22 protein-coding genes are annotated in these 25,925 nt (G+C 48.6%); 14 read left to right on the top strand and 8 right to left on the bottom strand.

What is annotated here, in order from left to right; translation table 11 throughout:
- Positions 1-31 precede the first annotated feature (31 nt).
- The 7 genes from J3999_RS04690 to J3999_RS04720 all read right to left on the bottom strand — a co-directional run bounded on the left by J3999_RS04690 (position 32) and on the right by J3999_RS04720 (position 8,493).
- A complete protein-coding gene (locus tag J3999_RS04690; protein WP_173284197.1) occupies positions 32-538 on the bottom strand; it encodes a hypothetical protein in 507 nt (168 codons plus the stop codon).
- A 55-nt stretch (positions 539-593) separates the two neighbouring features.
- On the bottom strand, positions 594-797 hold the full coding sequence (locus J3999_RS04695) for a hypothetical protein (RefSeq protein WP_173284196.1): 204 nt from the start codon (positions 795-797) through the stop codon (positions 594-596).
- 186 nt (positions 798-983) lie between these two features.
- Positions 984-1,484: a heme-binding protein gene (locus J3999_RS04700; protein WP_173284195.1), complete on the bottom strand. Its 501-nt coding sequence runs from the start codon at positions 1,482-1,484 to the stop codon at positions 984-986.
- A gap of 184 nt (positions 1,485-1,668) precedes the next feature.
- Positions 1,669-5,001 carry an efflux RND transporter permease subunit gene (locus J3999_RS04705; RefSeq protein WP_208126806.1) on the bottom strand — a complete coding sequence of 1,111 codons (3,333 nt, stop codon included), beginning with the start codon at positions 4,999-5,001 and terminating at the stop codon, positions 1,669-1,671.
- A 12-nt stretch (positions 5,002-5,013) separates the two neighbouring features.
- A complete protein-coding gene (locus J3999_RS04710; RefSeq protein WP_208126807.1) occupies positions 5,014-6,111 on the bottom strand; it encodes an efflux RND transporter periplasmic adaptor subunit in 1,098 nt (365 codons plus the stop codon).
- Between the two features lie 48 nt (positions 6,112-6,159).
- Complete coding sequence (locus J3999_RS04715) at positions 6,160-7,560, bottom strand: TolC family protein (RefSeq protein WP_208126808.1); 1,401 nt, start codon at positions 7,558-7,560, stop codon at positions 6,160-6,162.
- A gap of 309 nt (positions 7,561-7,869) precedes the next feature.
- The gene (locus tag J3999_RS04720; protein WP_208126809.1) at positions 7,870-8,493 is read right to left on the bottom strand and encodes an alpha/beta hydrolase; all 624 of its coding nucleotides are present in this window, start codon (positions 8,491-8,493) and stop codon (positions 7,870-7,872) included.
- Between the two features lie 105 nt (positions 8,494-8,598).
- On the opposite strand from J3999_RS04720, the gene J3999_RS04725 reads away from it, so the two are divergent.
- From J3999_RS04725 to J3999_RS04745, 5 genes are all read left to right on the top strand, one after another.
- On the top strand, positions 8,599-9,726 hold the full coding sequence (locus tag J3999_RS04725; RefSeq protein ID WP_208126810.1) for a 4-phosphoerythronate dehydrogenase: 1,128 nt from the start codon (positions 8,599-8,601) through the stop codon (positions 9,724-9,726).
- Between the two features lie 221 nt (positions 9,727-9,947).
- Positions 9,948-10,445 (top strand): DUF302 domain-containing protein, encoded by a 498-nt coding sequence (locus tag J3999_RS04730; RefSeq protein ID WP_238843408.1) that lies wholly within the window; start codon positions 9,948-9,950, stop codon positions 10,443-10,445.
- A 394-nt stretch (positions 10,446-10,839) separates the two neighbouring features.
- Entirely contained in the window at positions 10,840-12,114 is a 1,275-nt protein-coding gene (locus J3999_RS04735; RefSeq protein WP_208126811.1) for an OmpP1/FadL family transporter, read from the top strand.
- A 420-nt stretch (positions 12,115-12,534) separates the two neighbouring features.
- Positions 12,535-13,803 carry an OmpP1/FadL family transporter gene (locus J3999_RS04740; RefSeq protein ID WP_208126812.1) on the top strand — a complete coding sequence of 423 codons (1,269 nt, stop codon included), beginning with the start codon at positions 12,535-12,537 and terminating at the stop codon, positions 13,801-13,803.
- Positions 13,804-13,973: 170 nt separating this feature from the next.
- A complete protein-coding gene (locus J3999_RS04745) occupies positions 13,974-14,810 on the top strand; it encodes an SDR family oxidoreductase (protein WP_208126813.1) in 837 nt (278 codons plus the stop codon).
- A 69-nt stretch (positions 14,811-14,879) separates the two neighbouring features.
- Here the strand turns inward: J3999_RS04745 and J3999_RS04750 are convergent, their stop codons facing one another.
- Positions 14,880-15,341, bottom strand: a complete 462-nt coding sequence (locus tag J3999_RS04750) for an FxsA family protein (RefSeq protein ID WP_208126814.1) — start codon at positions 15,339-15,341, stop codon at positions 14,880-14,882.
- Positions 15,342-15,555: 214 nt separating this feature from the next.
- Here J3999_RS04750 and J3999_RS04755 point away from each other — a divergent pair, with 214 nt between their 5' ends.
- The 9 genes from J3999_RS04755 to purD all read left to right on the top strand — a co-directional run bounded on the left by J3999_RS04755 (position 15,556) and on the right by purD (position 25,880).
- The gene (locus tag J3999_RS04755) at positions 15,556-17,802 is read left to right on the top strand and encodes a protein-disulfide reductase DsbD (protein ID WP_208126815.1); all 2,247 of its coding nucleotides are present in this window, start codon (positions 15,556-15,558) and stop codon (positions 17,800-17,802) included.
- A 242-nt stretch (positions 17,803-18,044) separates the two neighbouring features.
- Positions 18,045-18,482, top strand: coding sequence for a type II 3-dehydroquinate dehydratase (gene aroQ, locus J3999_RS04760; protein WP_173284184.1), 438 nt, complete (start codon positions 18,045-18,047; stop codon positions 18,480-18,482).
- Positions 18,483-18,539: 57 nt separating this feature from the next.
- Positions 18,540-18,995: an acetyl-CoA carboxylase biotin carboxyl carrier protein gene (accB, locus tag J3999_RS04765; RefSeq protein ID WP_208126816.1), complete on the top strand. Its 456-nt coding sequence runs from the start codon at positions 18,540-18,542 to the stop codon at positions 18,993-18,995.
- Positions 18,996-19,015: 20 nt separating this feature from the next.
- Positions 19,016-20,365, top strand: a complete 1,350-nt coding sequence (accC, locus tag J3999_RS04770) for an acetyl-CoA carboxylase biotin carboxylase subunit (protein WP_173284182.1) — start codon at positions 19,016-19,018, stop codon at positions 20,363-20,365.
- A gap of 127 nt (positions 20,366-20,492) precedes the next feature.
- A complete protein-coding gene (prmA, locus tag J3999_RS04775) occupies positions 20,493-21,371 on the top strand; it encodes a 50S ribosomal protein L11 methyltransferase (protein WP_208126817.1) in 879 nt (292 codons plus the stop codon).
- Between the two features lie 6 nt (positions 21,372-21,377).
- Complete coding sequence (dusB, locus tag J3999_RS04780) at positions 21,378-22,367, top strand: tRNA dihydrouridine synthase DusB (protein WP_305791380.1); 990 nt, start codon at positions 21,378-21,380, stop codon at positions 22,365-22,367.
- Positions 22,368-22,423: 56 nt separating this feature from the next.
- Positions 22,424-22,681 (top strand): helix-turn-helix domain-containing protein, encoded by a 258-nt coding sequence (locus J3999_RS04785; protein WP_173284179.1) that lies wholly within the window; start codon positions 22,424-22,426, stop codon positions 22,679-22,681.
- A gap of 29 nt (positions 22,682-22,710) precedes the next feature.
- The gene (gene purH / locus J3999_RS04790) at positions 22,711-24,273 is read left to right on the top strand and encodes a bifunctional phosphoribosylaminoimidazolecarboxamide formyltransferase/IMP cyclohydrolase (protein ID WP_208126818.1); all 1,563 of its coding nucleotides are present in this window, start codon (positions 22,711-22,713) and stop codon (positions 24,271-24,273) included.
- A gap of 317 nt (positions 24,274-24,590) precedes the next feature.
- Positions 24,591-25,880 carry a phosphoribosylamine--glycine ligase gene (gene purD, locus J3999_RS04795; protein ID WP_208126819.1) on the top strand — a complete coding sequence of 430 codons (1,290 nt, stop codon included), beginning with the start codon at positions 24,591-24,593 and terminating at the stop codon, positions 25,878-25,880.
- Positions 25,881-25,925: the final 45 nt, after the last annotated feature.

Below are 25,925 nucleotides of genomic sequence, written 5' to 3' on the forward strand. Positions count from 1 at the left end.
GTTGTTTAAGTTATTAAGACGCCCAAGCATCCTAAGAACTTACGCAACTCGCTTTAATACTGACCACTGTATCGACATCCATCGGCAGCAATTCATTTAGAAAATTAGGGAGAACAAGTAGATCGGCAGTGCCGGTAAATCGGATCAGGTAAAGATCAAAGCCGGACTCGGTCTGCATGGAAACAGTCACCTTTGCCGGATTTGAGTCGAGCATGGCAACCCCTTTGGCTTCCAGTGCCGAGACTGCCAAGGCAGTCATAGACTCGTTTTCACCGACCGGCAATCGAACCGATCCGCCGTCGCAGTATGCATAAAGCACACTGCTACTCGGGCTTTCACCTGACTCAAGAGAGGATATTTCCTGAACCTCATCGACAATGGTCAAATGAATATCCGTTAAAACATCATTAACCAGCAGACTGTTCAATGCGAAAGAGAGTGTCTCGACAATAAACAGCACAACTCCGAGCAAAACCGGCAGAACATAAGCGGTTTCAAGCATTACTGCGCCTTTTTGCGATTCCTTTCGCTTAAGCATTGCCCGGAAACTCCTTCAAGAAGATTTTAAATATTCAGCGACAACCCGAATTGAATTACGGGTTATTAACACTGTTAACGGCGCTTTCTACTTTGTTGGTAATCGCTTCACCAACAACCCCACCGTTATCGCCGCTGAACAGCAGAGCAGCGATAATCGCAACACCAGCGATCAACAGCGCATACTCCATCATAGAAGCCCCTTTCTGTTTCTTAAGTTGCTTCGTTTTCTGAACTTCCAAATTCCGATTTTCCATCATCTTACCTTCCTAAAATATAAAAACGGGTGCTTATAAGTAAAATTACTATTCAAAATTGTAAAAATAACGCCTGCAATTCTGATTCTATAAAATTTTTACTGATAAATGCACTTCAACCAACAATAAATTTTATTTACCCTAGTAAACATACTTAACCAGGGTTTTTCAATTCATTTAAACAAGGGATTACATCATTTCCAGGTCTTCCAAAATAGACTCTGCCCCTTTAATGGCACACGCCTCATCATCCATACCATCCGGGGCACCACTTACACCAATTGCTCCGTATAACTTTCCACCAGCCTGAATCGGTGTAGAACCAGCCATGAATGCTAGCCCTGCGCCCATTGTTTGCAAAGGGCTTTTGGCACGTTCGCCAAGCTGCGAACCTTTAACGTTGAACATCACTGCGGTATAAGCTTTTTTCTGGCTGATACCCAATGAAACCGCCGGGGCAATCGTATCGCGCAGCTGCGCCTGAACAATCCCACTACGATCAACCACCGTCACACTGACAGGGATACCTTTTTCGCGACAAGCTTCAATGGTTGCCATCGCAGCCTTATTCGCCATATCCAACGACAGAATCGAAACATTCACAACCATAGGCTCTTCGGCCTGAACTGGCATAGCCGTTGACAGAACACCCATTGAAAGTACCGCACCAGCAAAAAGTTTTTTTAGCATCCATCTTCTCCTCAAAAACTCAGATTGTTTATTCAGTAATTATTCGCAGAAACCAGTATACGAAGCTTTTTGTGGGAAACAAATACATTTTTGTTTTTTCATGATCTTACTTAACTCTTCCGACGGACACAAAAAAACCGGGCTTGAGCCCGGTTCTTTTTGTGTTAACAAACAATATTATCGATTAACTCGCGGCTTTCTGAGCCTCTTCCTGCTGCTTAACACCGCCATGCCATTGCCAGATGTAGTACATCAGAGGAATGACCAACAAGGTTAAGACCGTAGACGACAGAGTACCGAAGATCAGTGATACTGCCAAACCACCGAATACAGGGTCGGTAATCATAATCATCGAACCGAAAATAATCGCCAGAGCAGTCAGCAGGATCGGACGGAAACGCACCTTACCGGCCTGAATCACGGCATCCTTAAGCGACTGGCCTTCTGCGCGATACTCAAGGATAAAGTCAATCAGCAGTAGGGAGTTACGTACTACGATACCGGCCAGAGCAATGACCCCGATCATCGAAGTCGCCGTAAAGGCTTGTCCAGTGGCCCAATGCCCCGGAAATACACCGATCATTGTCAGAGGAATCGCTCCCATTACGATCACTGGCATCATAAAGGACTTGTAGTAGCCAACCAAAATCAGATAGATAAAGATAAGCGCAACGATGAACGCACTTCCCATATCACGGAAAACATCCAGAGTCAGACGCATTTCACCGCCCCATAACAAGGTGTAATCCATGACATCTTTCGGCTGCGCCTGAACAAACCCGAGATTACCGGTTGCAAAGGTCACATTCGATTCAGGCAAAGTCACTTGGTCGAGCATTTTATCCAGCGAAAGAATCGCATATACCGGGCTTGATTCCAACAACTCACCACCAACCATCACCATGCGATGTTGATCACGCGTCATAATCGGCTTAGCACGCTCTACTTCCTCGATATCCGCAACAGCGGAAAGCGGAACCACTTCTCCGGAGCGCGACTGAACGCGCAAGGACAATAGCTGCTCCGGAACGGTTCTTTCCGAACGAGGCAGGCGAACGATGATATCAACCGGCTCACGAACGTTATCCAGGTGCATATACCCCAACTCGAAGCCGTTGATATAGTCACGCAACATTTTACTGACCTGTGCAGGCGCGACACCAAGCAGGTTCGCCTGCTCGCGATCGATATTCACCTCGTAAGTCATAGTGTCGTCGGTTACCGAGTCATCCACATTGATCAGACCGTAAATCTGATCAAATTTCTCTCTGACTTCTCCCGCCGCCTGACGCAGCTTGTCATAGTCTGGTCCATAAAGCTCTGCCATAATCTGTGTCGTTACCGGCGGTCCCGGAGGGGTTTCATACAACTTGATATTGGCATCCGGGAACACTTTGCGTAAAGAATCCAGTGACTGATCAAAGTTCTGAACAATTTCGTGCGAAGAGATCGAACGCATGCCTTTATTCACCAGATTGACACGAATCTGCGCGAAATTACCGCCCTGCTTAATCAAGTCCCCGCGAACCAATGCCGCAAAATCAATCGGAGCCGGCTTCCCAAGGAAAACGCTGTAATCAGTGACAAATTCGGTGCCGGACAACATACTCCCAACATGACGCACAACGCGGTCGGTCGCTTCAACAGCCGTACCTTCCGGCATATCCACCTGCACCAGGAAAGTGCTGGTATTGTCATACGGCAGCATTTTGACTTCGACACCGGCCGAATGCAGCGGATTATTCATTCCGTCATCGCGGATAAATTGCAGCGCCGGCTGCATCATCGAAGCAATCAGTGTCCCCAGCACAATAAACAGGAACACATTTCGCTTGGTACGGGAATCAATCAAAGGAACAATTGTCTTAACGTACAGCTTTTGCATCCAGTCTTCCTGATGCGGGTGATGCGTCTCGGTGCTTTCGCGATGCTGCATTTCCTTAATCGCCTTTTTACCCAAGAAACGGTAAGCGACATAAGGCACAAGAATATAAGCAATAACCAAAGAGGCGATCATCGCCACCGGAACGTTAAATGGAATCGGCGCCATAAACGGCCCCATCATACCGGTTACAAACAACATCGGGATAAACGCCAGAATAACCGCAACGGTCGCGACGTTTGTCGGATTACCGATCTCATTGGTCGCCTTAATCAGAACTTCATCGAATTTTTCCGGATCAAAGCCCTCATGAATATGCCGGTGAATGTTCTCGATAACGACGATGGCGGCATCCACCAGCAATCCAAGCGATAGAATCAACGCAAATAGTGTAATACGGTTAATCGTCTGCTCGGCGATCAGACCGATAAACAGCACCACAAACAGGATCAGTGGCACGGTCAAGGTAACAATTCCCGCTTCTCGCCACCCTAGGAACAGCACCAAGATCACGATGACCGAACCGACGGCGATCCCCAAGTGCTCCATCAGAAGATTTACCGCCGCATTGGCTTTATCACCGTCATTACGCGTGACAACCACTTCGACATTATGCGGCAGAACGGCTTTCTTCAGCTGTTCCAGCTGTTCCAGCACTGCATCGGCCACCGCAACCGCATTCGTACCCGGCTTTTTTGCTACCGTAATGGTCACTGCTGCCTGCTCGCCATGCGATGCGACAGCAGAGTTCGGACCGAAGCCGATACGACTGTACGCATCACTTTCTTTCGGACCATCTTCGATACGGGCAATATCGCGCAAATAGATCGGGCGACCGTTATCGGCACCAATAATAATGTCACCGACATCCGCCGCATTACCAAGGTAGCCGTTTACACGAACCAGATGATCTTTATTATTATTAATCAGGGAACCGACAGGGACCGAGACATTCGACCCCTTCAGCATTTCACTGATCTGCTCCAGAGACAATCCCGTCAAAGCGATTTTCTGCGCATCCAGCCAGACATTAATCGCGCGCTCTTTACCACCGACGACATCGGTAAAAGAGACCCCAGGCAGGTTACGAAGGTTCTCAACCAATTTCAGCGAGATATCGCGTAAATCATAGCCGGATAATTCAGAAGACGTAACGGCCAGTGTCATAATCGGCACATCGTCAACGTTAATCGGCTTGACCAGAGGCTGCTGTGTATCCGGCGGCATCTTATCCATGTTCTGCATAATCTGGTTATAGACTTTAACCAAACTATCCACCTGGTTTTCACCCACCTCGAACTGAACCGTCACCACACCGAAATCGTTGGTCGCATACCCAAAGGTATGATCAACCCCCGGCAGAGAACTCAAGATGGTTTCCAGCGGTTTAACCACCATATTCTCGACTTCCTGCGGTGTCGCCCCGCCTTTAGGAACCATAATATTGGCCGCCGGCACGACTATCTGCGGATTATATTCTCGCGGCGTAATCAAATAAGCCAGAATCCCCGCCAAAGTAATGGCAACCACGATCATCATCGTGATTTTAGAATGAATAAACGCTTTCGCCAGCTTACCGGCAATATTCAGCTCAGCAGCTTCGGCAGCGTTTGTTTGCTTTGCATTTTCAGCCATCCAAACTCTCCGTTATTTCGCTGCTTCGGTTGCAGGTTGCGCAGCCACTGGCTCGACAAGATCACCGTTCAACATGCTGGCATTATTAGACAAAACAATCTGATCACCGAGATCAAGTCCTGACTGGATTTCAACCATATCGCCGATATTGATCCCGGTACGAACCATATTGAACATCGCTTTTCCGTCCTGAACGACGAAAATTCCATCAATTCCGGCACGATTAACAATGGCGCTCTGCGGCACCATCATCGCCTGGCGCTCTCCCTGTTTGAAACTGATTCGGGCAAAAGTCCCCGAATTAATATTTTTCACGGCCGGCAAACTCAATTTAACCGTATGCGTACGGGTTTTCGGGTTTGCAGCACCCACCAGGGTATAGATGGTTCCCACCATCGGCGCATCCTGACCGTCAATAAAGACCGTCGCCTCATCCCCGACTCGCAAAGCCGCGTAAAGATCACCGGCAACCTCTGTCTGCACACTCAGGGATTGCAGATTTTCAATGACCACAATCGGGTTGCCCGGCGCGGCCAAATCACCGGCGGTCGCCATTTTCTCGACGACCACACCGCTAAACGGAGCGCGGACATTTGCATAATTCAACTGAGAGCGCGCCTGATTCAGCGCCGATTTAGCGGAAGCAAGATTTTCCTGGGCAACCGAGTACTGCAAACGAATCTTGTCGTATTGCTGTTTGGAAACCGAATTATCTTTATACAGCTGGGTAAAACGGTCGTAATCCAGCTTGGCGTCTTTCAACGCGGCCTGCGCTTGAGCATAAGCCGAATTCGCCTGAGCGATCTGACTGCGGATGTCGGTAGAGTCGATGGTGAAAAGCAGACTTCCCTGCTCGACTTTCTCACCGACCTCGACATCCAGTCCTTTGATATACCCCATCAAACGGGAAGCGATACGCGCTTTCTGATCCGGCACAACAGAGCCCGGTACGACTGCCGTCAGAGGGACGGTGCCCAACTCGACATTGTGAATCACGGCCTGAAATGTCTGCGGCTTGGTTTCCGGTGCCGTCGGCGCTTCCTGCTGACACCCATTCAAGCCGATCGTTGCTAAGATTGCGATCGCTAGAACTTGCTTAACTTGTTTCATCATCTTTCCTTTTTAAAGCTAACTATCTTTGTCTGCTCAACACCCGCCTTACAGCTGGGAAATATCCATACTGCCCAGAGCCAAACGCAGAGTGGCCTTCTGAATGTTTACCTCATACTCGGCAGCAACCAGATCGGCGCGCGCCTTATCCAACTGAGTCTGACTCGTCAAAAGTTCGGTAAAAGTAGCGACACCGTTTTCATAACGTTTGGTAACCAGAACTTGCGCCTCCTCTGCCTGCTGAACAGCCAATTTGCTGGAGACAACCTGCTCGCGGGCAACCTGCAATCTATGCCAGGCGGTCATCATTTCAAAGCGGATCTTATTCGCCATGGACGCAGTTTCGGCCTGCTGCTGCTCAGCTGAGGCACGCGCCATTTTGATACTGTTCTTAGTGAGTCCGAAATCGGTCACTTTCCAGGAGAAGACACCGGCAACGGTATAGCTGGAAGCATCAAAACCGACACGGTCGTCATTCCAGTCCTGACGCAACAACATATTGAAACTTGGTTTTTCATCTGCTTTGGCGGTATCAATGGCGTAAATCGACGAAGTTGCCTGCTTACGCTGCGCCATTAACTGAGGATTTTTATCGATAGCCCGTTCAAGCAACTCTTCAACACTCCCTTCAGGCAGACCGATGTCCATACGGTCGGCAACATCCAGATGCTCGCTCGCTTTCAAGCCCATCAGAATACGCAAACCGTCCAATGCGATCTGCTCCTGTCCTTTAGCCTTTGCCAAAGCGACTTCGGCAGTTGACGCGTTAACTCTGGCGCTCAACAGCTCGGAGCGCACAATCACCCCCTGGTTAACCAGGTTTTCGGTGGTACGCACATATTCGTCGGCTGTTTTCTTAGCCTGTTCAGCAACCTTTATAAAGGCGCGGGCAGAATGCACGGCTTCATAGGCCTGATAAACACTGAACGTCAAATACTGTTTGACCGCGACATCTCCGCTCTGCGCCGCTTCGATCATCGACTTGGCCTGCTGTTTATAACTTTCGACTCGCCCGCCGTTATAAACCGGAACCATCATCTCAACACGGGTATTCATATCTGAGTAAGGAGACGGATTATTTAGAGAGTCCGGTTCATGGGCATAATCCCCGGAACCAAAAGCGGCGGCGGTTGCATCATCAAACCCGAAGTCCGACAAACTGGCCTGTTGCTGCTGAAGTTTCATGCCGAAGACATTTAGCGGGTTATTGGAATAGGTCCCGGTTACCGAAAAGTTAATCTGCGGCATATTCCCCGCTTTGGCTTTCGCCAGAGCCGATTCAGCAAGCATCATGCGCGCCTTGCTGACATCCATTTCAGGGTTGGCGTCAATCGCGGTCTGTACCGCTTCAACCAAAGTGTAAGTCTTGGCTTGCGCTGCCAAGGGCATTGCCAAAGCGACCGCCAGGGCAACCCCACTCAACTTAAAGAGCGAACTAGGCTTAGACATAAATTCTCCAGAGTCTTGAAAGTAATTCGGTTTTCGTCTTGCTTGTCTTATATATAGCGACATCCGTCGCAACGCCAACCTTATGACAGGCTTAGAAAAGCACAATAAAATTCAATGCCTTACACTGCACAATTAACGCTTTTCTACAGTATCCCGCCCACATTAGCGAGTTCATTTCCATAAGACAAGCTTATTAAAACATTAGAAAATTCTAATATTATAGACATTCAAAAAATGCATGCAACGAATACATTAGTTTTTCCTAATATAAAAACCTAAAACCAAATCAGTCTCGAAACCGGCCGACCCTCACGATTTGATCAATGCAACCGCTTTACGCAACCAAAGGAGTTCACCGTGAAAAAAGTGCGTCGCCTGCTCTCGCCAGCAGATATCGGGTTTATGACTCAATGTTTCCACCCACCGCAGAACCCCGTCTGCCGCGACGACTTCGTCCTGCCCGCCTTGAATTAATAACCATTGCGTTGCCGAGTCCAGCCTGCCGATTTCCTGAGGTTCGAAAGAATATAAACCAACCGGCGGGGCTACCGTGCACAGGCTTTGCGGCTTAAGCTCGCCAGCCGCTTTTATGGAAATATAACTCCCGAAAGAAAAGCCGGCCAAGTGCACTCTGGAAAATTCACCCTGAGTTCGTGCCCAACGCAACACAGCCTTAAGGTCCTCAACCTCGCCCTGGGCGTAGTCATGCTTTCCTTCACTCATACCCACACCACGGAAGTTATAACGTAAGGTTGAAAACCCCATCTCCTGATATGCCTTCCATAAAGTGGTCACAACCTTATTATGCATAGTGCCACCGTACAGAGGATGTGGATGACTGATAATGACAAGATTTTCGTCCTGCACAACAAACTCTACCTCAATGTCTCCCACAGCCCCCGGAATCAAAAGCCCTTTATGGTTCGCTTTCAATTAAGACTCCTTATTACTTATCGCATTTAATATGATGCTTTATTCAGCGCAACCTCAACGCCTTGGCTACAATAAACCGCAAAACCAAGATTCTAAGGATAAAAAATGACTCAAATTGTACAACGCAAAATCGTTGTCGACGACGCGGTCCCCTATGCAAAATCCATTTTCGCGTCATTAGGAGACGTAGTCACACGCCCTGGACGAGACATCCAGCGCGAAGACCTGCTCAATGCAGATGCTTTGATCATTCGTTCTCGCACCCAAGTAAACAACGCATTACTAGCTGACACAACAGTTAAATTTGTCGGCAGCACGGTTGTTGGCCTGGATCATATAGACCAGAACTACTTACAAGATAACAATATTCACTTTTATTCCGCGCAAGGCTGCAACGCCAACTCGGTCGCCGAATTCGTCATCCATGCTCTTGTCCTTTTAGCCGAAGAACAAGGATTCGATTTATCGCAGAAAACGCTTGGAATTATTGGCGTCGGCCATGTCGGCAGCCGGCTTGAGAAAAAAGCCAAAGCACTGGGAATGCGCTGCCTGTTAAATGATCCTCCGCGAGCGCGACAGGAAAACCCGAATGCATTCAGCTCATTAGAGGAAACCTTGCAAGCCGACATTATAAGTGTGCATACGCCTTTAACATTCGACGGCAGGGATAAAACCCACCTGTTAATCGGCAAAGCACAACTCGCCAGCCTTTCATCCGAGCAAATTCTAGTCAATGCCGCCCGCGGCGGAATTGTCGATGAAAACGAACTAAAAAACACACAACTTGCTGCAAAAATCATCGACTGCTGGGAAAACGAACCCAATATCGACCAGGAACTGCTGCAACAAAGCTTTTTGGCAACGCCACATATTGCCGGCCATTCGTTTGAAGCCAAACTTGCCGGAAGCACAATGGTCTATGAAAACTTGTGCCGTTTCTGGAGTGAGAAAATTGATGACAACTGGCAAGCCGAACTCCCTTCACCCCCAGATCCGATCGAAGTCGTCAATTCCGATCATTGGCAATCCGGGTTACTCGAAGTACTGCAAAAAACCCATTTAATTAAAAATGATGATGCTGCCATCCGTGAAAACAGTGATCAATTCGAACGCTACCGACGAAACTACCCAATCCATAGAGAGTGGTATATTCACGGAGTAAAAAAAACCAAAAATCAAAAACTTAATTTGATTTTAGAGACTTTAGGCTTCGATTTAATGCCTCTGTTATAAAAAGATATCAGAAGGTCTTAATAAAATAATATTATCATCTCCCCAAAAAAATTGGTTTGCATTTCATTTGTGAATCTTTAATCTACTTGAGTGAAAAGTTTGAGAGACATCAGACAGACTTATACAAAACCGATGGAGATATCTGGAATATGAAACTAGCTAACTTATTTAAAGCCGCGATTCTTGCTGCGGGTCTAACTACCCTTTCTGGTTGTGGAACTATGCACGCTGCAGGAAACCTAAATGACGGCGCCTGGGATACATTTAATCAAGTTTGGGATAAGTGGGTTGAAAGCGAAGGTGATATCGCTGACGCAACCATGTGGGAAGTTAAGGTAGACGAAGGTATTGAACTTGCAGACGTTATCGATGCCATCAACGCTGTTGGTATCAACCGCAACCTTAAAAACGTTGGTGAACTACCTCTATCTGAAGAGCTTAAAGCCCGCGGAATCGAATCAAAAACCATTCACGTAATGTCTTTCTGTAACCCTGAAACTGCTCGTAAGATGGTTGACTTCTCCCCTGCAATGGGTGGATTCCTTCCATGTCGTGTAAACATCATTGAAGAAGAAGATGGTCTACACATCTACTCTATGAACATGGATATGGCGATCAAAATGGGTAAAAAGATGCCACCAGAACTTAAAGAAGCGACTATGGCAGTTCGCGACACTATCTGGGAAATGCTACAAAAAGGTAAAACTGGCGAATTCTAATTCGTTTCAGATCACCTGATAATTACCCTAAATAAGACCCCGTTTTAGCGCCTGCTAAAACGGGGTTTTTTATTTGCCTATCCGTTCTCCTGCACCGCATTTCTTTCATGCCGGCAATATAATTATTTTTGCGTAGCATTAAGTCTATGAATCGCAAAATGTTTTTTAAAAAAAATTAAAAAATATTTACTTACATAAAAAAATATCCCACCCACAGAGTGAAAAAATTTTACATTTATTTTTCAAACACTTAGTTAAGTTCATCATAATATATTGATCTGCTACTAAATATTTTTAATTACTCATCATAAATAAAATGCGGCATATTAACGTCCGTACCCAGCTAAATCACTTAGCTTATACTCAACAACTCTAAAGAGAAAAAGTGAACGATATGAGAAAAACAAAATTAGCTCTAGCAATCGCAGCCTCTACCATTATTTCAACACCTGCCTTTGCAACCAACGGGGATGTATTAATCGGACTGGGCGCTCAAGCACGCGCGCTTGGTGGAACCGGTACAGCGGCATTCTTCGGCTCGGAAAATGCTTTGACCAACCCGGCGCTGCTTGGTAAGTCACAAGGTTCGGAATTTTCCATCGGCGGCACGATCTTTATGCCGGATGTAACGGCAACTTCAGATGTAGCCAGCCCTGGCACGGCAACTTCTGAGCAGAGTGACAATGACCTGAACATTATCCCGGAAGTATCCCTGTCTACACGCATCAACGAAAACCTGACCTTCGGTCTTGGCATGTTCGGTTCAGCCGGTATGGGTGTCGACTACCGTGGTACTCCAGAGCTATTTGACGGCTACAGCAATCTTCAGCTAATGAAATTTGCGCCAACTTTGGCCTATAACGAAGCCAACTTCGGTATCGGCTTTGCTCCTGTCGTTCAGTACGGTGCACTAGACATTAACTACACAGCTGACGGAACTGTCGGTAACGGCATGTCTACCGACCTAGGTTACGGTTATAACCTGGGTGGTTATTTCGACATCACGCCTGAATTCACTATCGCCCTTGCATACCAGTCTGCAATTGAAATGGAATATGACGGTCAGATTTCTACCGCCGCTGAAGGACTAGGTATCCCTGCCGGGATGATGGGCGATGAGCTGGAACAGCCAGCAGAAATCAAAGTCGGTGCGGCCTACACCATGGGTGACTGGTTGATGACAGCTGACTATAAGCAAATCAAATGGTCAGACGCAAAAGGTTATCAAGACTTCCAGTGGGATGACCAAAATGTTTTCGCTGTTGGTGCTAAATACTCTGGCAACGGTTACTGGCTAGGGTTCGGTTATAACTATGCAGAAGATCCTATCGAAGTCATCGGTACAGATGCTCCTCCAGTCACTTCAGGAATGGACGGATACTATGCGCAAGCAATCGATATGTTCAACAACCATTTCTTCCCTGGTATTGTTGAATCACACTTCACTGTTGGTGGTGGTATCAATCTGACCAAAAATTCTGCGCTGGATTTTGCAATCGTTTATGCAGACGAAGTAACTAAAACCGTTAACACTGGTGTCGTTTCAGATGGTATTGCAACCATGCAGGGCGCACCTGGAGCTCCTTACGGCCTAGCTGCAGATGCATCTACCCATACCACAAAACACTCGCAAACAGGCTTTACTGTTGCATACCGTATGAACTTCTAATCACTTAGAAACACTCATACAACACCGCAAGCCGCTAATGCAAATTAGCGGCTTTTTTTATTGTCGGGCAGTCTTCGACCTTTAACCCGAAGGACTTTATCTCCCAATAAAATATTTCAATCAAAGGTTTTGAAATCAAAATTTCAACGTAAAACAAGCATTCCAGATACAAATTGCTTTTCCCACCACATCAACCCCTCATCAACAAAACTTATATATAAAAATAAAAATACTTTACTACACGGACCTTCCCGACAATAAAAGCTATATATATTTTTTGATTATTTCAATCAACCCAACTAATAACCCATTAATTATTTTTGATTATTCAATTCACTCTAAAAACTGCATAGTAAGCCTTGAAAACTGTAAAGGATTCTTACCCATCCTTATATAACAATATCGAGAGAGTGGATAGTAATGAAAAAAACCAAACTGGCTTTAGCATTAACCTCAGCCGTTTTTGCTTCTTCTGCAATGGCTACAAACGGAACCAACATGATTGGAATCGGCGCCCAGTCCATGGCAATGGGTGGAACCGGGGTTGCCGCCTATTTCGGCGCGGAAAACCTTCTGGCCAACCCCGCCTTGATCGGTAAGTCTAAAGGCACCGAATTGATTTTCGGGGGCACAATCTTTGCACCGGATGTCAGCAGCGAACACAACCTGGGCGAACCGGCCAATCCGGGCGAGCCAGTCGGTAAAGACAGCAGTGACGCCAATCTTTTTGTCGTTCCATCAGCCGCTTTCAACAGCCGTATCAACGAGAACATGGTTTATGGTATCGGTATGTTCGGAACATCCGGTATGGGGGTAGACTATCAGGATAACGGTCAGATGTTCAGAGCGCAGTCTGCGCTGCAAATTCTACGCTTTGCTCCGGCACTGGCTTTCCATAATGAAACCGCTGGTATCGGTTTCTCGCCAATCATCCAGTACGGCGCTCTGGATATTCATTATGACGGCTCCGAAACTCAGTACGGAACCTTTGGCCTCGAAGATGCCGGTCACGGTATGGCACAAGGCCTTGGCTTCGGTTATTCCTTCGGTGGTTACTATGACGCAGCTCCGGGATTAACGCTGGCCGCCTCTTACACATCCAGCATTGAAATGGAATATAAGGGACAGCTATCTTCTGCGTCGCAGCCTTTTGCCGACTTTGGCATGATCCCAGAGCCGTTTGACGACAAACTGGAACAGCCTGCGGAAATGAAAGTCGGTGCCTCTTTCGATATGGGCAACATGACCTTTACCGCCGATGCCCGAAGAATTATGTGGGGTGAAGCCAAAGGCTATAAAGACTTCGGATGGCAAGACCAGGATGTATTTTCCATCGGAGCCAAATACACCACTAAAGATTACTGGCTAGCCGCCGGCTATAACACTGGCGACAACCCGATCAAAGAACAGGACGGGACGACGACTGAAGGGGCTACAATCAACTTCTTCAACAACACCTTCTTCCCTGCTACAACCGAAAGTCATATTACCCTTGGTGGCGGCATGGCAATCAGCAAAAAAGCAACCATCGAAGGCGCATTTGTTTACGCACCTGAAGTCAAGACCCGCGTCGGCGTGAGCGGCATCGGTGACGACTATCCGATCGCAGGTGCAGCATCGGGCGACTACAGCGAAACCAAACACTCGCAAACCGCTGCGACTATGATGATTCGTTACAACTTCGACTAAGCGCTGCAACAACGCTTTAAAGCAAGCTGAACGACAAAAAAGCGATCTTTACAGATCGCTTTTTTTATAACTCAATCTTAATCAAGTTTTTATTCACTCTCTTTAAAAGAGAACTTTTTTGTCCCAGGTTTATTGTGCATACTAGAGGCTCTAGCAATCAGGAGGCAAGCATGGCAACCGTTTTAATAGCAGGATGCGGAGATTTAGGATGCCAGTTAGGCAGTCAACTCAGTCAAAAAGGACACCAGGTTTACGGCATTCGCCGCAACATTGAAGCATTACCCGACGAAATCACCGGTCTGGAATGCAATCTCTTCCGTCCTATTTGCGACCTTCCCGAGAAAATCGACTATGTCTTTTATATTGTTTCGGCCGATAAATACAAAGATATCGACTACTATCACGCTTATGTACTGGGCGTTAAAAACCTGCTCCATGCGTTGCAAGATCACCACGTCAAACGCTTCTTCTTCACGTCCAGCACTTCCGTTTTCGGCCAGTCCGAAGGGGAATGGGTTGACGAAAGCAGTCCAACCGAAGAACACGGTTTTTCAACCCGACGTCTGATTGAAGGCGAACAGCTCGTCCTTGAAAGCGACATTCCCGGCACGGTTATCCGCTTTGGTGGCATTTACGGCCCGGGGCGTACACACCTGATCGACCTGGTTCGCGAAGGCAAGGCGCACTGCATGGAAAACGTCTGGAGCAACCGCATCCATTCGACCGACTGCGTCGGCATCTTTACACACCTGATGGAACTCAATGAACAAACAGCGGATAAAGTGGACGACATCTATATCGGTGTCGATAACCAGCCGACTCCGTCGTGTGAAGTCTATGAATGGTTGGCCGAACAACTCAGCGTGCCGGAGGTTGAACACCAGGAACCAAGCGAAAACACCCGCCTTATGCGTAGTAATAAACGTCTTTCGAACGCCCGCCTGCGCGCAACCGGCTATGAAATGCACTATCCAACCTATCAGGACGGCTATATCGAACTCATTTAAACGCGCTGGCCGTCAATTGACGTCCAGCCAGACGCGCGGCCTTTAAACAATGCGATCCGAAAAACGCAATCATTTCGGATCGCGATCTTCCAACGACTCGGGGCGTCGCTTCTCTTTTTCGGTCCACTCCCCCTCAATAATCGAATCGTCTTTCTGATACCGGAAATGCCCGTGAGAGCGGATCGTCATGCCCTTCATACTCTGTCGGACAAGATAGGAGCGCACTGGCGGAATCAATAAAACAAATCCAAGGAAATCGGTAACCAGGCCCGGAATAAACAGCAGAATCCCGCCGATAAAGATCAAAACCCCTCCGATAACGGCTTCTTGAGGCGGCTTACCACTGGCCATCTCCGACTGCGCCTCGAGCATAGTGGCCATGCCTTGCTGACGCATTAGAAAAACCCCGGCAATCGCCGTGGCAATCGTTAACAGCACGGTCGGCAAGGCACCGATTTCAGAGCCGACCTGTATCAATATATAAAGCTCTGTTAAAGGCACCAAAATAAACAATAGTAAAAGTATCTTCATAGTCCGTTCTTTCTATTTATAAAAGCTGTATTGCAATATAAAACAACAACTTAAAACACACATCAAACAACCTGATCCATTAATAAACCAAGCTTGTTACAGCGCGGATTTATTTTTAAATGAATTGTTATACAATGAGCAGCCGAGTGTTTTCTATCATCTAAGATATATAAGGCTCTATTGCCATTTTTAAAGCTACTAAGCGAGTAATTTTATGATTCAAGGTGCAACACTACCAAAGCAATTCTATTTCCTGACACTGCTTTTCGCCCTGTTTACATCCCTTCTCCATCCTGCCCAGGCAGAAGAATTACTTGAAGTCGACCAGGCTTTTCAGCTTGCCGAGCCAAAAACAGAAAACCAACAGATTATCATTGAATGGCAAATCGCCGACGATTACAAACTATATAAAGACAAAATGTCGGTGCAGGCCAGCAACATTGAGCTAGGAGCCCCGCAATTCTCGGAAGCGAAAACCGTCGACGACCCCCTTTTCGGAAAATCCGAAGTTTTCCTGCATAAAGCATTGATTCGCATTCCATATCAGGGAGATGCGACCAGCACGGAAGTAAGCGTTAAATATCAAGGCTGTGCCGATAAAATCGGCGTCTGCTATCCGCCGCAGACCCGCACTTTCAATCTGAACCTGCCAAGCATTCAAGCGCAAGAAACCCAAAATGCAGCAGCATCGTTAAGCTCCTTAAAAGAACTGAACAACTACCTGGCTGACAGCAGCGATCAGCCAGAGCTTCTGGAAGCCGACCAGGCGTTTCAGTTTAGCGGCCAGCAAAACGGTAACAAAGTCGAATTCAGCTGGCTGATCGCCGACGGCTACCATCTGTACAAAGACAAAATTAAAGTCAAAACACTTTCAGGCGACGTTCAACTCGGCGCAATCCAGCTACCGGACGCTGAAAAAATCGACGATCCGCTTTTCGGAAAAACCGAAGTTTTCCACGGGACACTCGTTGCAAGCATCGCAGTTGAAAGCCTAAGTCAGAATAGTCAGATCGAAATCGAATACCAGGGCTGTTCGGCGGAATCCGGCGTCTGCTACCCGCCGGCGCGTAAAACCATCAGTCTGAATCCGGCAGCATTCACTGCCGGCGCCTCTCCGTCCCCGACAACAACACTGGGCAGCGCAACGGTTAAGGACAACTCTCAGCTTTCTGAAACCGATCTGATTGCAGATACCTTGAAAAACAGCAGCGTCTGGATCGTTATCCTGACCTTCCTGGTCTTCGGCCTTCTGCTTTCTCTGACGCCTTGCATCTTCCCGATGATTCCAATTTTATCGAGCATTATTGTCGGGCAGGGAGAAAGCCTGACAACGCGTAAAGCGTTTATTATGTCGCTGGTCTATGTTTTGGCCATGTCGGTCACCTATACCGTCGCCGGTGTACTGGCGGGTATATTCGGCGAAAACCTGCAGGCCGCTTTCCAGAACCCATGGATCATCGGCAGCTTTAGTGTCGTATTCCTGTTGCTCGCTCTATCCATGTTCGGATTCTATGAACTGCAGTTACCAAGCGCCCTGCAATCAAAATTAACCAACCTGTCAAACAAGCAGCAAGGCGGTACCTTGACCGGTGTAGCCATTATGGGCTTCTTATCCGCCTTGATCGTCGGGCCTTGTGTTGCACCGCCTTTAGCCGGCGCACTGATTTACATCGGACAAACCGGCGACGCTCTATTAGGCGGCATAGCCCTGTTTGCGATGAGTATCGGTATGGGTGCTCCATTACTGCTACTGGGCACCTCAGCCGGTAAACTGCTTCCTCGCGCAGGCGCCTGGATGGATAACGTCAAAGCCGTTTTCGGCGTGATGCTGATCGGTGTCGCGATCTGGATGGCCGGTCGCATCCTGCCGTCGGAAGCAACCATGCTTGCCTGGGCACTACTCTTGATTATCTCTGCGGTTTATCTCGGAGCTTTCGAAAGCACCGCAGAAAAATCCGGATGGTCAAAACTCTTTAAAGGTTTCGGCTTGAGCTTGTTCGTTTACGGCGTGATTTTGCTGCTCGGTATGCTGGCCGGTTCGAAAGATATGCTGCAACCGCTCAAGGTCTTCCAGGGAGGCGGCCAGTCTTTCACTCAACAGCAGAATGAATTGGCCTTCAACAAAATCAAGAGCATTGACGATCTGGATAAAATCCTCGCCGAAGGCAAACCGGTCATGCTGGACTTTTATGCCGACTGGTGCGTCAGCTGCAAAGAGATGGAGCAATTCACCTTCAGCGATCCAAAGGTTCAAAAAGCGCTGGAAGGTGTTACACTGCTGAAAGCGGACGTTACCGCCAATGACGAGACCGATAAAGCACTCATGAAACGCTTCGGTATCATCGGTCCTCCGGCAATCCTGTTTTTTGAACAGGGTCAAGAGCGCAAGGGACAGCGAGTGGTTGGCTTCAAAAAAGCCGAGGAATTCACCCAGACAATTCAGCAAGCATTCAACAAGTGATCGTTTTCGGCCTTTAAATGCAAACCCGTTGCTTTAAAGGCCTCTCAATCTGCGCACAAATACAACTTATCAAACCTATCCACCCCAAAAGTCAGTTTATGACCGTTTAAGTCAGAACACGAACGTTTAGAACAATTCACAACACTTTTTCCGCATTTTCCACTCATTATCATAGTTATCCTGCATCCTTTCAGTTATAATCAGCCAACTGTGAATAATGAAATGAGTAAAAGGCTTTCCTCATGGCGATGATTTTGGTAATTAACGGCCCGAACCTGAATATGCTTGGTCGCAGAGAACCTGAGATCTATGGCCGACAAACCCTGGAAGATATACTGGAAAATCTTGAAGCCCTGGCGGACGAATACAATATTCGCCTGCAGTCCTTCCAAAGCAATGCGGAATTCGAGATTATCGAACGCATCCACATGGCAATGGACGAAGGCACTGACTACATTATCATTAACCCTGCTGCATTCACCCACACCAGCGTGGCGATTCGCGACGCTCTGGCAACGGTAAAAATTCCTTTTATCGAAGTTCACCTGTCCAACATTCATCAGCGCGAACCGTTTCGTTCGCACTCCTATTTCTCGGATCTGGCCGACGGTATTATTGCCGGACTGGGAGCCAAAGGCTATGAACTGGCACTGCACGCAGCAGCGGACAAAATTTTATAAAACCTAAAAATACACCAACAACCTGCCTCATTAGCAGAACAGAGTAAAGGATCAAAAATGGATATTCGTTCAATTCGTAAACTGATTGAAATTGTCGAGCAGTCAGATATCGCAGAAATTGAAATCAATGAAGGCGAGCACAATATTCGCATCACCCGTAGCCAGGAACCGGTTATGGTCGCTGCACCTGTTGCCGCTCCAGTTCCTGCTGCTCCGGCCCCTGTTGCCGCGCCTGCTCCTGTTGAAGCAGCACCTGCAGCAGCCGCGCCTGCTGTAAGCGGGCACACCGTTAAATCGCCGATGGTCGGTACCTACTACTCTGCACCGTCACCGGACGCTTCGGCATTCGTACAGGTCGGCGATTCGGTTGCAGTCGGGGATACTCTGTGCATTATCGAAGCGATGAAAATCATGAACCCAATCGAAGCTGATAAAGCGGGAACCATTAAACAGATTATGGGTGTCAATGGCGAACCGGTTGAATACGACCAGCCACTATTTATCATTGAATAATTGCCACCTGAGGTCTGCAAATGATTGAAAAAATTCTAATTGCCAACCGAGGTGAGATTGCTCTGCGCGTTTTGCGTGCCTGTAAGGAGCTTGGCATTAAAACCGTAGCCGTCCATTCCAAAGCGGACGCCGACCTGAAACACGTACTATTGGCGGACGAATCCGTTTGTATCGGCCCGGCCCCTTCTTCGGAAAGCTACCTTAATGTTCCGGCGCTTATTGCCGCAGCGGAAGTAACCGATGCCGAAGCAATTCACCCGGGTTACGGTTTTCTATCGGAAAATGCTGACTTTGCCGAACGCGTTGAAGAAAGCGGATTTACGTTTATTGGTCCGCGTGCCGAGACCATCCGTCTGATGGGTGATAAGGTTTCGGCCATCAAAGCCATGAAGGCATCCGGCGTTCCTACCGTACCCGGTTCCGGCGGCCCGCTAGGAAAAAACGATGCGGAAAATCTGCGTATCGCCCGTGAAATCGGCTATCCGGTGATCATCAAAGCTGCCGGTGGCGGTGGCGGACGCGGAATGCGCGTGGTACACACTGAAGCCAACCTGTTGAAATCCATCCAGCTGACCAGCTCGGAAGCCGGAAGTTTCTTCGGCAACCCTGAGGTTTACATGGAAAAATTCCTGGAAAACCCGCGTCACGTGGAAATCCAGGTGCTTGCCGACGGCCAGGGAAGTGCCGTTCACCTGGGTGAACGTGACTGCTCCATGCAGCGCCGCCATCAAAAAGTGGTCGAGGAAGCGCCTGCACCGGGCATTACTCCGGAACAACGCGCAAAAATCGGTCAGGCTTGCGTCAACGCCTGTCTGGAAATCAATTACCGCGGGGCGGGAACCTTTGAATTCCTATATGAAAACGGCGAGTTCTACTTTATCGAAATGAATACTCGTCTTCAGGTTGAACACTGTGTCACCGAAATGGTTACCGGTATCGACCTGGTCAAGGCGCAAATCGAAGTCGCTATGGGCAAACCGCTGAGCATCAAGCAGGAAGACGTCAAGCTGAACGGCCATGCCATCGAGTGTCGTGTTAATGCGGAAAACCCGGCGAGAAACTTTATGCCTTCTCCGGGTAAAATCGAGCGCTTACACCTTCCGGGCGGTCTTGGAGTACGTTGGGATTCGCACATCTATACCGGCTACACGATTCCTCCGCATTATGATTCCATGATCGGCAAGCTGATCTGTTACGGTACCGACCGCAACACCGCGATTGCCCGTATGGACAGCGCACTGAGTGAAATGGTCATCAAAGGTATCGATACCAATATTCACATGCAGCGTGAAATCATGAACGACGGTGGTTTCCAAGAAGGTGGACAAAATATTCACTACCTGGAAGAACGCCTCGAACACCTAGTGTAACGATCGACGCTAACGCGTCGCGTCAATCCAAACCACTCGCCGAGCGGCAGTTATTTTATGCCGCCACAGCGTGTGGTTTTTTGCGTTTTTGAACGCCAAGAAAAAATGACTTTGGAGAGAGAACAGTATGGCCTGGATTCAGATCAACGTAACGGTTGAAGAAGCGCTTGCCGAGCCTTTATCAGACGCATTCATGGAATGCGAATCAGCTTCGGTAACCTTTGAAGATGCCGAGGATCAACCGATTTTCGAACCTGAAATCGGCACCACCCCAATCTGGCAAAACACCAAGGTCACCGCACTCTTCGATGCAGAAGTCAATGGCAAAGCCATTATCGAACAGGTCAAAAGCATGCTGCCGGCCGTCGCTGAACACCATTTCAGAATCGAAGCTCTGGAGGACAAGGACTGGATCCGCGAATGGATGGATCAGTTCAAACCGATGCTTTTTGGCGAAAGACTGTGGATTGTCCCCAGCTGGTCAGAAAAACCCGACCCGACCGCCGTCAACTTGATGCTGGACCCCGGACTGGCCTTCGGCACCGGGACACATCCGACAACGGCTATGTGCCTGACCTGGCTGGATCAAAATCCGCCCCAGGGCAAAACTGTAATTGATTATGGCTGTGGTTCCGGCGTGCTGGCTCTGGCCGCACAGAAACTCGGGGCCGCTGAAGTCAAAGGCACCGATATCGATCCGCAGGCTATTCAGGCGTCTGAACAAAACGCGCAGCGCAACGACGAGCAGATTCACTTTGCCCTAGTTAAGGATTTTGATTCCGAGCCGGTTGATTTACTGGTCGCCAATATTCTATCCGGGCCGTTAAAAGAGCTGGCGGAAGAATTCCAGCGCCTCGTCAAGAACGGTGGCCAGCTTGTGCTTTCAGGGCTACTGCAGACGCAGGCACAAGAGCTTCAGGAACACTATAAAACCTTCGGGTTCGACCTTGATCAGCTGGAAACTCTGGACGAATGGGCCTGTTTAAGCGGGCGCAAAAACGGATAGACTTCAATGCTGAAAATCGGCCCCTATCAATTTGACAATCCTCTGGTTCTGGCGCCGATGGCCGGTGTTACCGATGCCATTTACCGCCAGCTGTGCCGAGACAACGGCGCGGCTTATACTTTGGCGGAAATGGTCGCGTCCAAAAAAGACCTCTGGGAATCGAAGAAATCATCGACTCGGCACGTCAATCCGGACGATCCGGAACCCCGGGCGGTTCAGCTTATCGGTACAGATCCGCAGGAGCTGGCTGAAGCAGCGGCCTGGCAGGAAAGCCAGGGCGCGCAGATTATCGACCTGAATATGGGATGCCCTGCCAAGAAGGTCTGCAGTGTTGCCGCGGGCTCTGCACTTATGGCTTATCCGGATAAAGTAAGCGAAATCTTCCTTGCCGTCGTTGCGGCGGTCTCGTCTCCGGTCACGGTCAAAATCCGCACCGGCACCGACCAAGAGCACAAGAATGCACTGCAGATTGCGCAGATAGCCGAAGCATGCGGACTCTCAGCAATTACCATTCATGGCCGAACCCGCGCCGATAAATTCCAGGGTCAGGCCGAGTACGACACCATAAAAAAGGTCAAGCAATCGGTCTCGCTGCCCGTGATTGCAAATGGCGATATTTGCACCCCCGAGCAAGCCCGTTTTGTATTAGAATACACCGGTGCTGACGGGATCATGATCGGTCGCGCTTCCCAGGGCTATCCATGGATATTTCGTGAGATAAATCATTATCTTAAAAACGCCCGAAAAGCGGCTCCAGTAGAAGTCATCGAGTTCCATCAGACTATCCGGAGACACCTCGAAGGACTGTACCGGCTTTACGGCCCGGAACACGGCGCACGCATCGCTCGCAAGCATATTGGCTGGTATACGCAACACCTTGGCGACTTATTGGAACCCGCTGCATGCATAGCGCTTCGCCGCCAGTTCAATCAACTAAGTGATGCCGACGCGCAACAGAGCCTGATTGAACAATTTTTCGGACAATTTCTAAAATAAGTCGCTCTTAAAGCGACGATACCAACAACCATAGCAAATTATCTTTAAGACTAAAAATGACGAACATAAAAACGACTAGCCAACTTTCTCTACGCGATCAGGTTACCCGCACCCTAGAGATCTACTTTGATAACCTGCAGGAAGAATCAACCTGCGACCTGTATGAAATGGTCATTCAACAGGTCGAAAAACCGCTAATCGAATTTGTGTTGCAAAAAACCGATTTCAACCAGACACAGTCCGCGCAGATGCTTGGTATCAACCGCAATACCCTGCGCAAGAAAATGCTCAAATACAAATTAATTGAATCTTAATATTGAATCCTAAATTTTGGAGATTAACCATGAAACCAGTTCGTCGTGCTTTAATCAGCGTGTCAGACAAAAACGGCATTTTAGAATTTGCCCAGTCGCTTAACAACATGGGCGTTGCCATTCTTTCAACCGGCGGGACTTACAAAGTATTGTCTGAAGCCGGGCTTCCGGTAACAGAAGTATCTGAATACACCGGCTTCCCTGAAATGATGGACGGTCGCGTAAAAACGCTACACCCGAAAATCCACGGTGGACTACTGGGTCGCCGCGGCACGGACGACGCAATTATGCAAGAGCACGGCATCGACCCGATCGACATGGTCGTGGTTAATCTGTACCCATTCGAAGCAACGGTTGCCAAGGAAAACTGTTCGCTGGAAGACGCGATCGAGAACATCGACATCGGCGGACCAACCATGTTGCGTTCTGCGGCAAAGAACCACAACGACGTAGCCGTTGTAACCGATCCGGCCGACTACTCACGTATTCTTGAAGAGATGCAGGCAAATAACGGTCAGCTATCGCACGCAACCCGTTTCGACCTGGCGATTAAAACCTTTGAACAGACGGCTCGTTACGATGGTGCTATCTCGAACTACTTCGGCAAGATGTTCAACACCGAGGAAGGCGACACCTTCCCGCGTACTTACAACACTCAGTTTGTTAAGAAGCAGTCCATGCGCTATGGCGAAAACCCGCATCAGGCAGCGGCCTTCTATACCGAACGCAACGCCAGCGAAGCGTCTATCTCCACCGCAACGCAGATTCAAGGTAAAGAGCTGTCATTCAACAATATCGCCGATACCGATGCAGCACTTGAACTGGTGAAAACTTTTGAAGAAACGGCCTGTGTAATCGTTAAACACGCGAACCCTTGCGGCGTGTCGATCGGCGCCACGCAATTCGAAGCTTACGACCGCGCCTATAAAACCGACCCGACTTCGGCGTTCGGTGGCATTATCGCCTTCAACACCGAACTGGACGGCGAAACTGCTCAAGCCATTGTTGATCGTCAGTTCGTTGAAGTCATTATCGCGCCAAAGGTGTCCGATGAAGCCAAGGCAGCGGTTGCGGCCAAGCAGAACGTTCGTCTTCTGGAATGCGGTGAATTCACCGATCAGCAAGCGGCTTACGACTATAAACGCGTGACTGGCGGCCTACTGGTTCAAGATCGCGACTTGGGCGCTGTTGCTCAGGAAGACCTGAAAGTGGTCACTAAACGCGCTCCGAGCGACAAAGAGATGCAAGATCTGATGTTCGCCTGGAAAGTAGCGAAATTCGTAAAATCGAATGCGATCGTGTATGTCAAAGACGGTATGACCATCGGTGTTGGCGCCGGGCAAATGAGCCGTGTTTACTCTGCGAAAATTGCCGGCATTAAAGCGTCGGATGAAGGGCTTGAGGTTCCAGGTTCGGTCATGGCATCCGATGCCTTCTTCCCTTTCCGCGACGGTATTGATGCCGCGGCTGCGGCAGGAATTACAGCGGTAATCCACCCAGGCGGGTCTATGCGTGATCAGGAAGTTATCGACGCCGCGGACGAACATGGAATTGCCATGGTGTTCACTGGAATGCGCCACTTCAGACACTAATTTTTCTGGAAGGAAGGGCTTATTTGCTTAAAATCAAGGCACTCCTTCCTTTGTAAATACGAAATATGAATACCCTCCTCACGCTTTGGCGTGAGAGACAGGAGAGAATTAACCTGAATTTTGCATTAACAGCAGCTGTTCGAAGCTCGCAATACGAACAAGTTACAGCTGCGCAAAATTAAGCTTAACCTCTCTTCACAAATGCAACAGGAGTCCCTTCTTCGATTCGTTACTTGGACGCCCAAGAGACGGACATAACAATTACGGAGAAGGGAGCTTACGCATTGTGTGTTATTCAACGAATAGGAATAAATTAAATGAATATTTTAGTAATTGGTAGTGGCGGGCGCGAGCACGCTCTGGCGTGGAAAGCAGCGCAATCGCCATTGGCTGAACAAGTCTTTGTCGCTCCGGGTAATACCGGTACTGCACTAGAAGCGAACCTTGAAAACGTCGACATCAAAGTCGAAGACCTAGACGGACTTGTTAAATTCGCACAAGAAAACGATATCGGCCTGGCGATTGTCGGCCCTGAAGTTCCGCTGGTTTTAGGTGTGGTTGACGCTTTCCAAGCAGCAGGTCTGAAATGTTTCGGCCCAACCAAAGACGCGGCTCAATTGGAAGGATCAAAGGCTTTCTCGAAAGACTTCCTTGCCAAGCACAATATTCCGACAGCGGCTTATCAGGTTTTCACTGAAATCCCTCCAGCGGTTGAATACATCAAAGAAATGGGCGCACCTATTGTTATCAAGGCCGACGGCCTTGCGGCCGGTAAAGGGGTAATCCTTGCCGATACGGTTGATGAGGCAATTGCCGCCGTTGAAGATATGCTTGAAGGCAACAAGTTCGGTGATGCCGGTGCTCGCGTGGTTGTTGAAGAATTCTTAGTCGGTGAAGAAGCCAGCTTTATCGTTATGGCGGACGGTAAGAATGTTCTGCCAATGGCCACTTCGCAAGACCATAAAGCCCGCGACAATGGTGACACAGGTCCAAATACCGGCGGTATGGGTGCCTATACACCCGCCCCAGTAGTCACGCGAGAAATTCATGATCGCGCGATGCAGGAAGTCATTATGCCGACCATTGAAGGCATGGCTAAAGACGGTTTGCCTTATATCGGATTCCTGTATGCCGGCTTGATGATCGATGCTCAAGGTGCACCGAAAGTATTGGAATTCAACTGCCGTTTCGGCGACCCGGAAACGCAACCGATTATGATGCGTCTGCAATCGGATCTGGTTCAGCACTGCCTGGATGCTCTAGATGGCAAACTGGATCAAGCAACCGCTGAATGGGACTCCCGCGCTGCACTTGGTGTTGTTATGGCTGCCGGCGGCTATCCTGACGACTACCCTAAAGGCGATGTTATTACCGGTATCGACGAAGCCAATGCCGCAGATCTAAAAGTCTTCCACGCAGGTACATCAACTAACGAAAATGGCGAAACCGTTACTGCCGGCGGACGAGTTCTGTGCGTGACGGCATTGGGCGAAAATGTTACCGCTGCACAGAAGCGCGCCTATGAAGGCGTGGCGAAAATCAGCTGGGACAAGGCTTATTTCCGTACCGATATCGGTCATCGAGCCGTCAGTCGCGAAGCGGATTAAAAGCATGCCGAATTCAAGACGGCGTTAATAACTTGATATTACTTA

The sequence above is a fragment of the Thiomicrorhabdus sp. 6S3-12 genome (assembly GCF_017571475.1).
In the GTDB taxonomy this organism is placed as follows: Bacteria; Pseudomonadota; Gammaproteobacteria; order Thiomicrospirales; family Thiomicrospiraceae; genus Thiomicrorhabdus.

Excerpts from the sequence above, each read along its gene's own strand:
- J3999_RS04690 (WP_173284197.1), bottom strand. The coding sequence starts at position 538 with ATGCTTAAGCGAAAGGAATCGCAAAAAGGCGCAGTAATGCTTGAAACC.
- J3999_RS04695 (WP_173284196.1), bottom strand. The coding sequence starts at position 797 with ATGATGGAAAATCGGAATTTGGAAGTTCAGAAAACGAAGCAACTTAAG.
- J3999_RS04700 (WP_173284195.1), bottom strand. The coding sequence starts at position 1,484 with ATGCTAAAAAAACTTTTTGCTGGTGCGGTACTTTCAATGGGTGTTCTG.
- J3999_RS04705 (WP_208126806.1), bottom strand. The coding sequence starts at position 5,001 with ATGGCTGAAAATGCAAAGCAAACAAACGCTGCCGAAGCTGCTGAGCTG.
- J3999_RS04710 (WP_208126807.1), bottom strand. The coding sequence starts at position 6,111 with ATGAAACAAGTTAAGCAAGTTCTAGCGATCGCAATCTTAGCAACGATC.
- J3999_RS04715 (WP_208126808.1), bottom strand. The coding sequence starts at position 7,560 with ATGTCTAAGCCTAGTTCGCTCTTTAAGTTGAGTGGGGTTGCCCTGGCG.
- J3999_RS04725 (WP_208126810.1), top strand. The coding sequence starts at position 8,599 with ATGACTCAAATTGTACAACGCAAAATCGTTGTCGACGACGCGGTCCCC.
- J3999_RS04730 (WP_238843408.1), top strand. The coding sequence starts at position 9,948 with ATGCACGCTGCAGGAAACCTAAATGACGGCGCCTGGGATACATTTAAT.
- J3999_RS04735 (WP_208126811.1), top strand. The coding sequence starts at position 10,840 with ATGAGAAAAACAAAATTAGCTCTAGCAATCGCAGCCTCTACCATTATT.
- J3999_RS04740 (WP_208126812.1), top strand. The coding sequence starts at position 12,535 with ATGAAAAAAACCAAACTGGCTTTAGCATTAACCTCAGCCGTTTTTGCT.
- J3999_RS04745 (WP_208126813.1), top strand. The coding sequence starts at position 13,974 with ATGGCAACCGTTTTAATAGCAGGATGCGGAGATTTAGGATGCCAGTTA.
- J3999_RS04750 (WP_208126814.1), bottom strand. The coding sequence starts at position 15,341 with ATGAAGATACTTTTACTATTGTTTATTTTGGTGCCTTTAACAGAGCTT.
- J3999_RS04755 (WP_208126815.1), top strand. The coding sequence starts at position 15,556 with ATGATTCAAGGTGCAACACTACCAAAGCAATTCTATTTCCTGACACTG.
- aroQ (WP_173284184.1), top strand. The coding sequence starts at position 18,045 with ATGGCGATGATTTTGGTAATTAACGGCCCGAACCTGAATATGCTTGGT.
- accB (WP_208126816.1), top strand. The coding sequence starts at position 18,540 with ATGGATATTCGTTCAATTCGTAAACTGATTGAAATTGTCGAGCAGTCA.
- accC (WP_173284182.1), top strand. The coding sequence starts at position 19,016 with ATGATTGAAAAAATTCTAATTGCCAACCGAGGTGAGATTGCTCTGCGC.
- prmA (WP_208126817.1), top strand. The coding sequence starts at position 20,493 with ATGGCCTGGATTCAGATCAACGTAACGGTTGAAGAAGCGCTTGCCGAG.
- dusB (WP_305791380.1), top strand. The coding sequence starts at position 21,378 with ATGCTGAAAATCGGCCCCTATCAATTTGACAATCCTCTGGTTCTGGCG.
- J3999_RS04785 (WP_173284179.1), top strand. The coding sequence starts at position 22,424 with ATGACGAACATAAAAACGACTAGCCAACTTTCTCTACGCGATCAGGTT.
- purH (WP_208126818.1), top strand. The coding sequence starts at position 22,711 with ATGAAACCAGTTCGTCGTGCTTTAATCAGCGTGTCAGACAAAAACGGC.
- purD (WP_208126819.1), top strand. The coding sequence starts at position 24,591 with ATGAATATTTTAGTAATTGGTAGTGGCGGGCGCGAGCACGCTCTGGCG.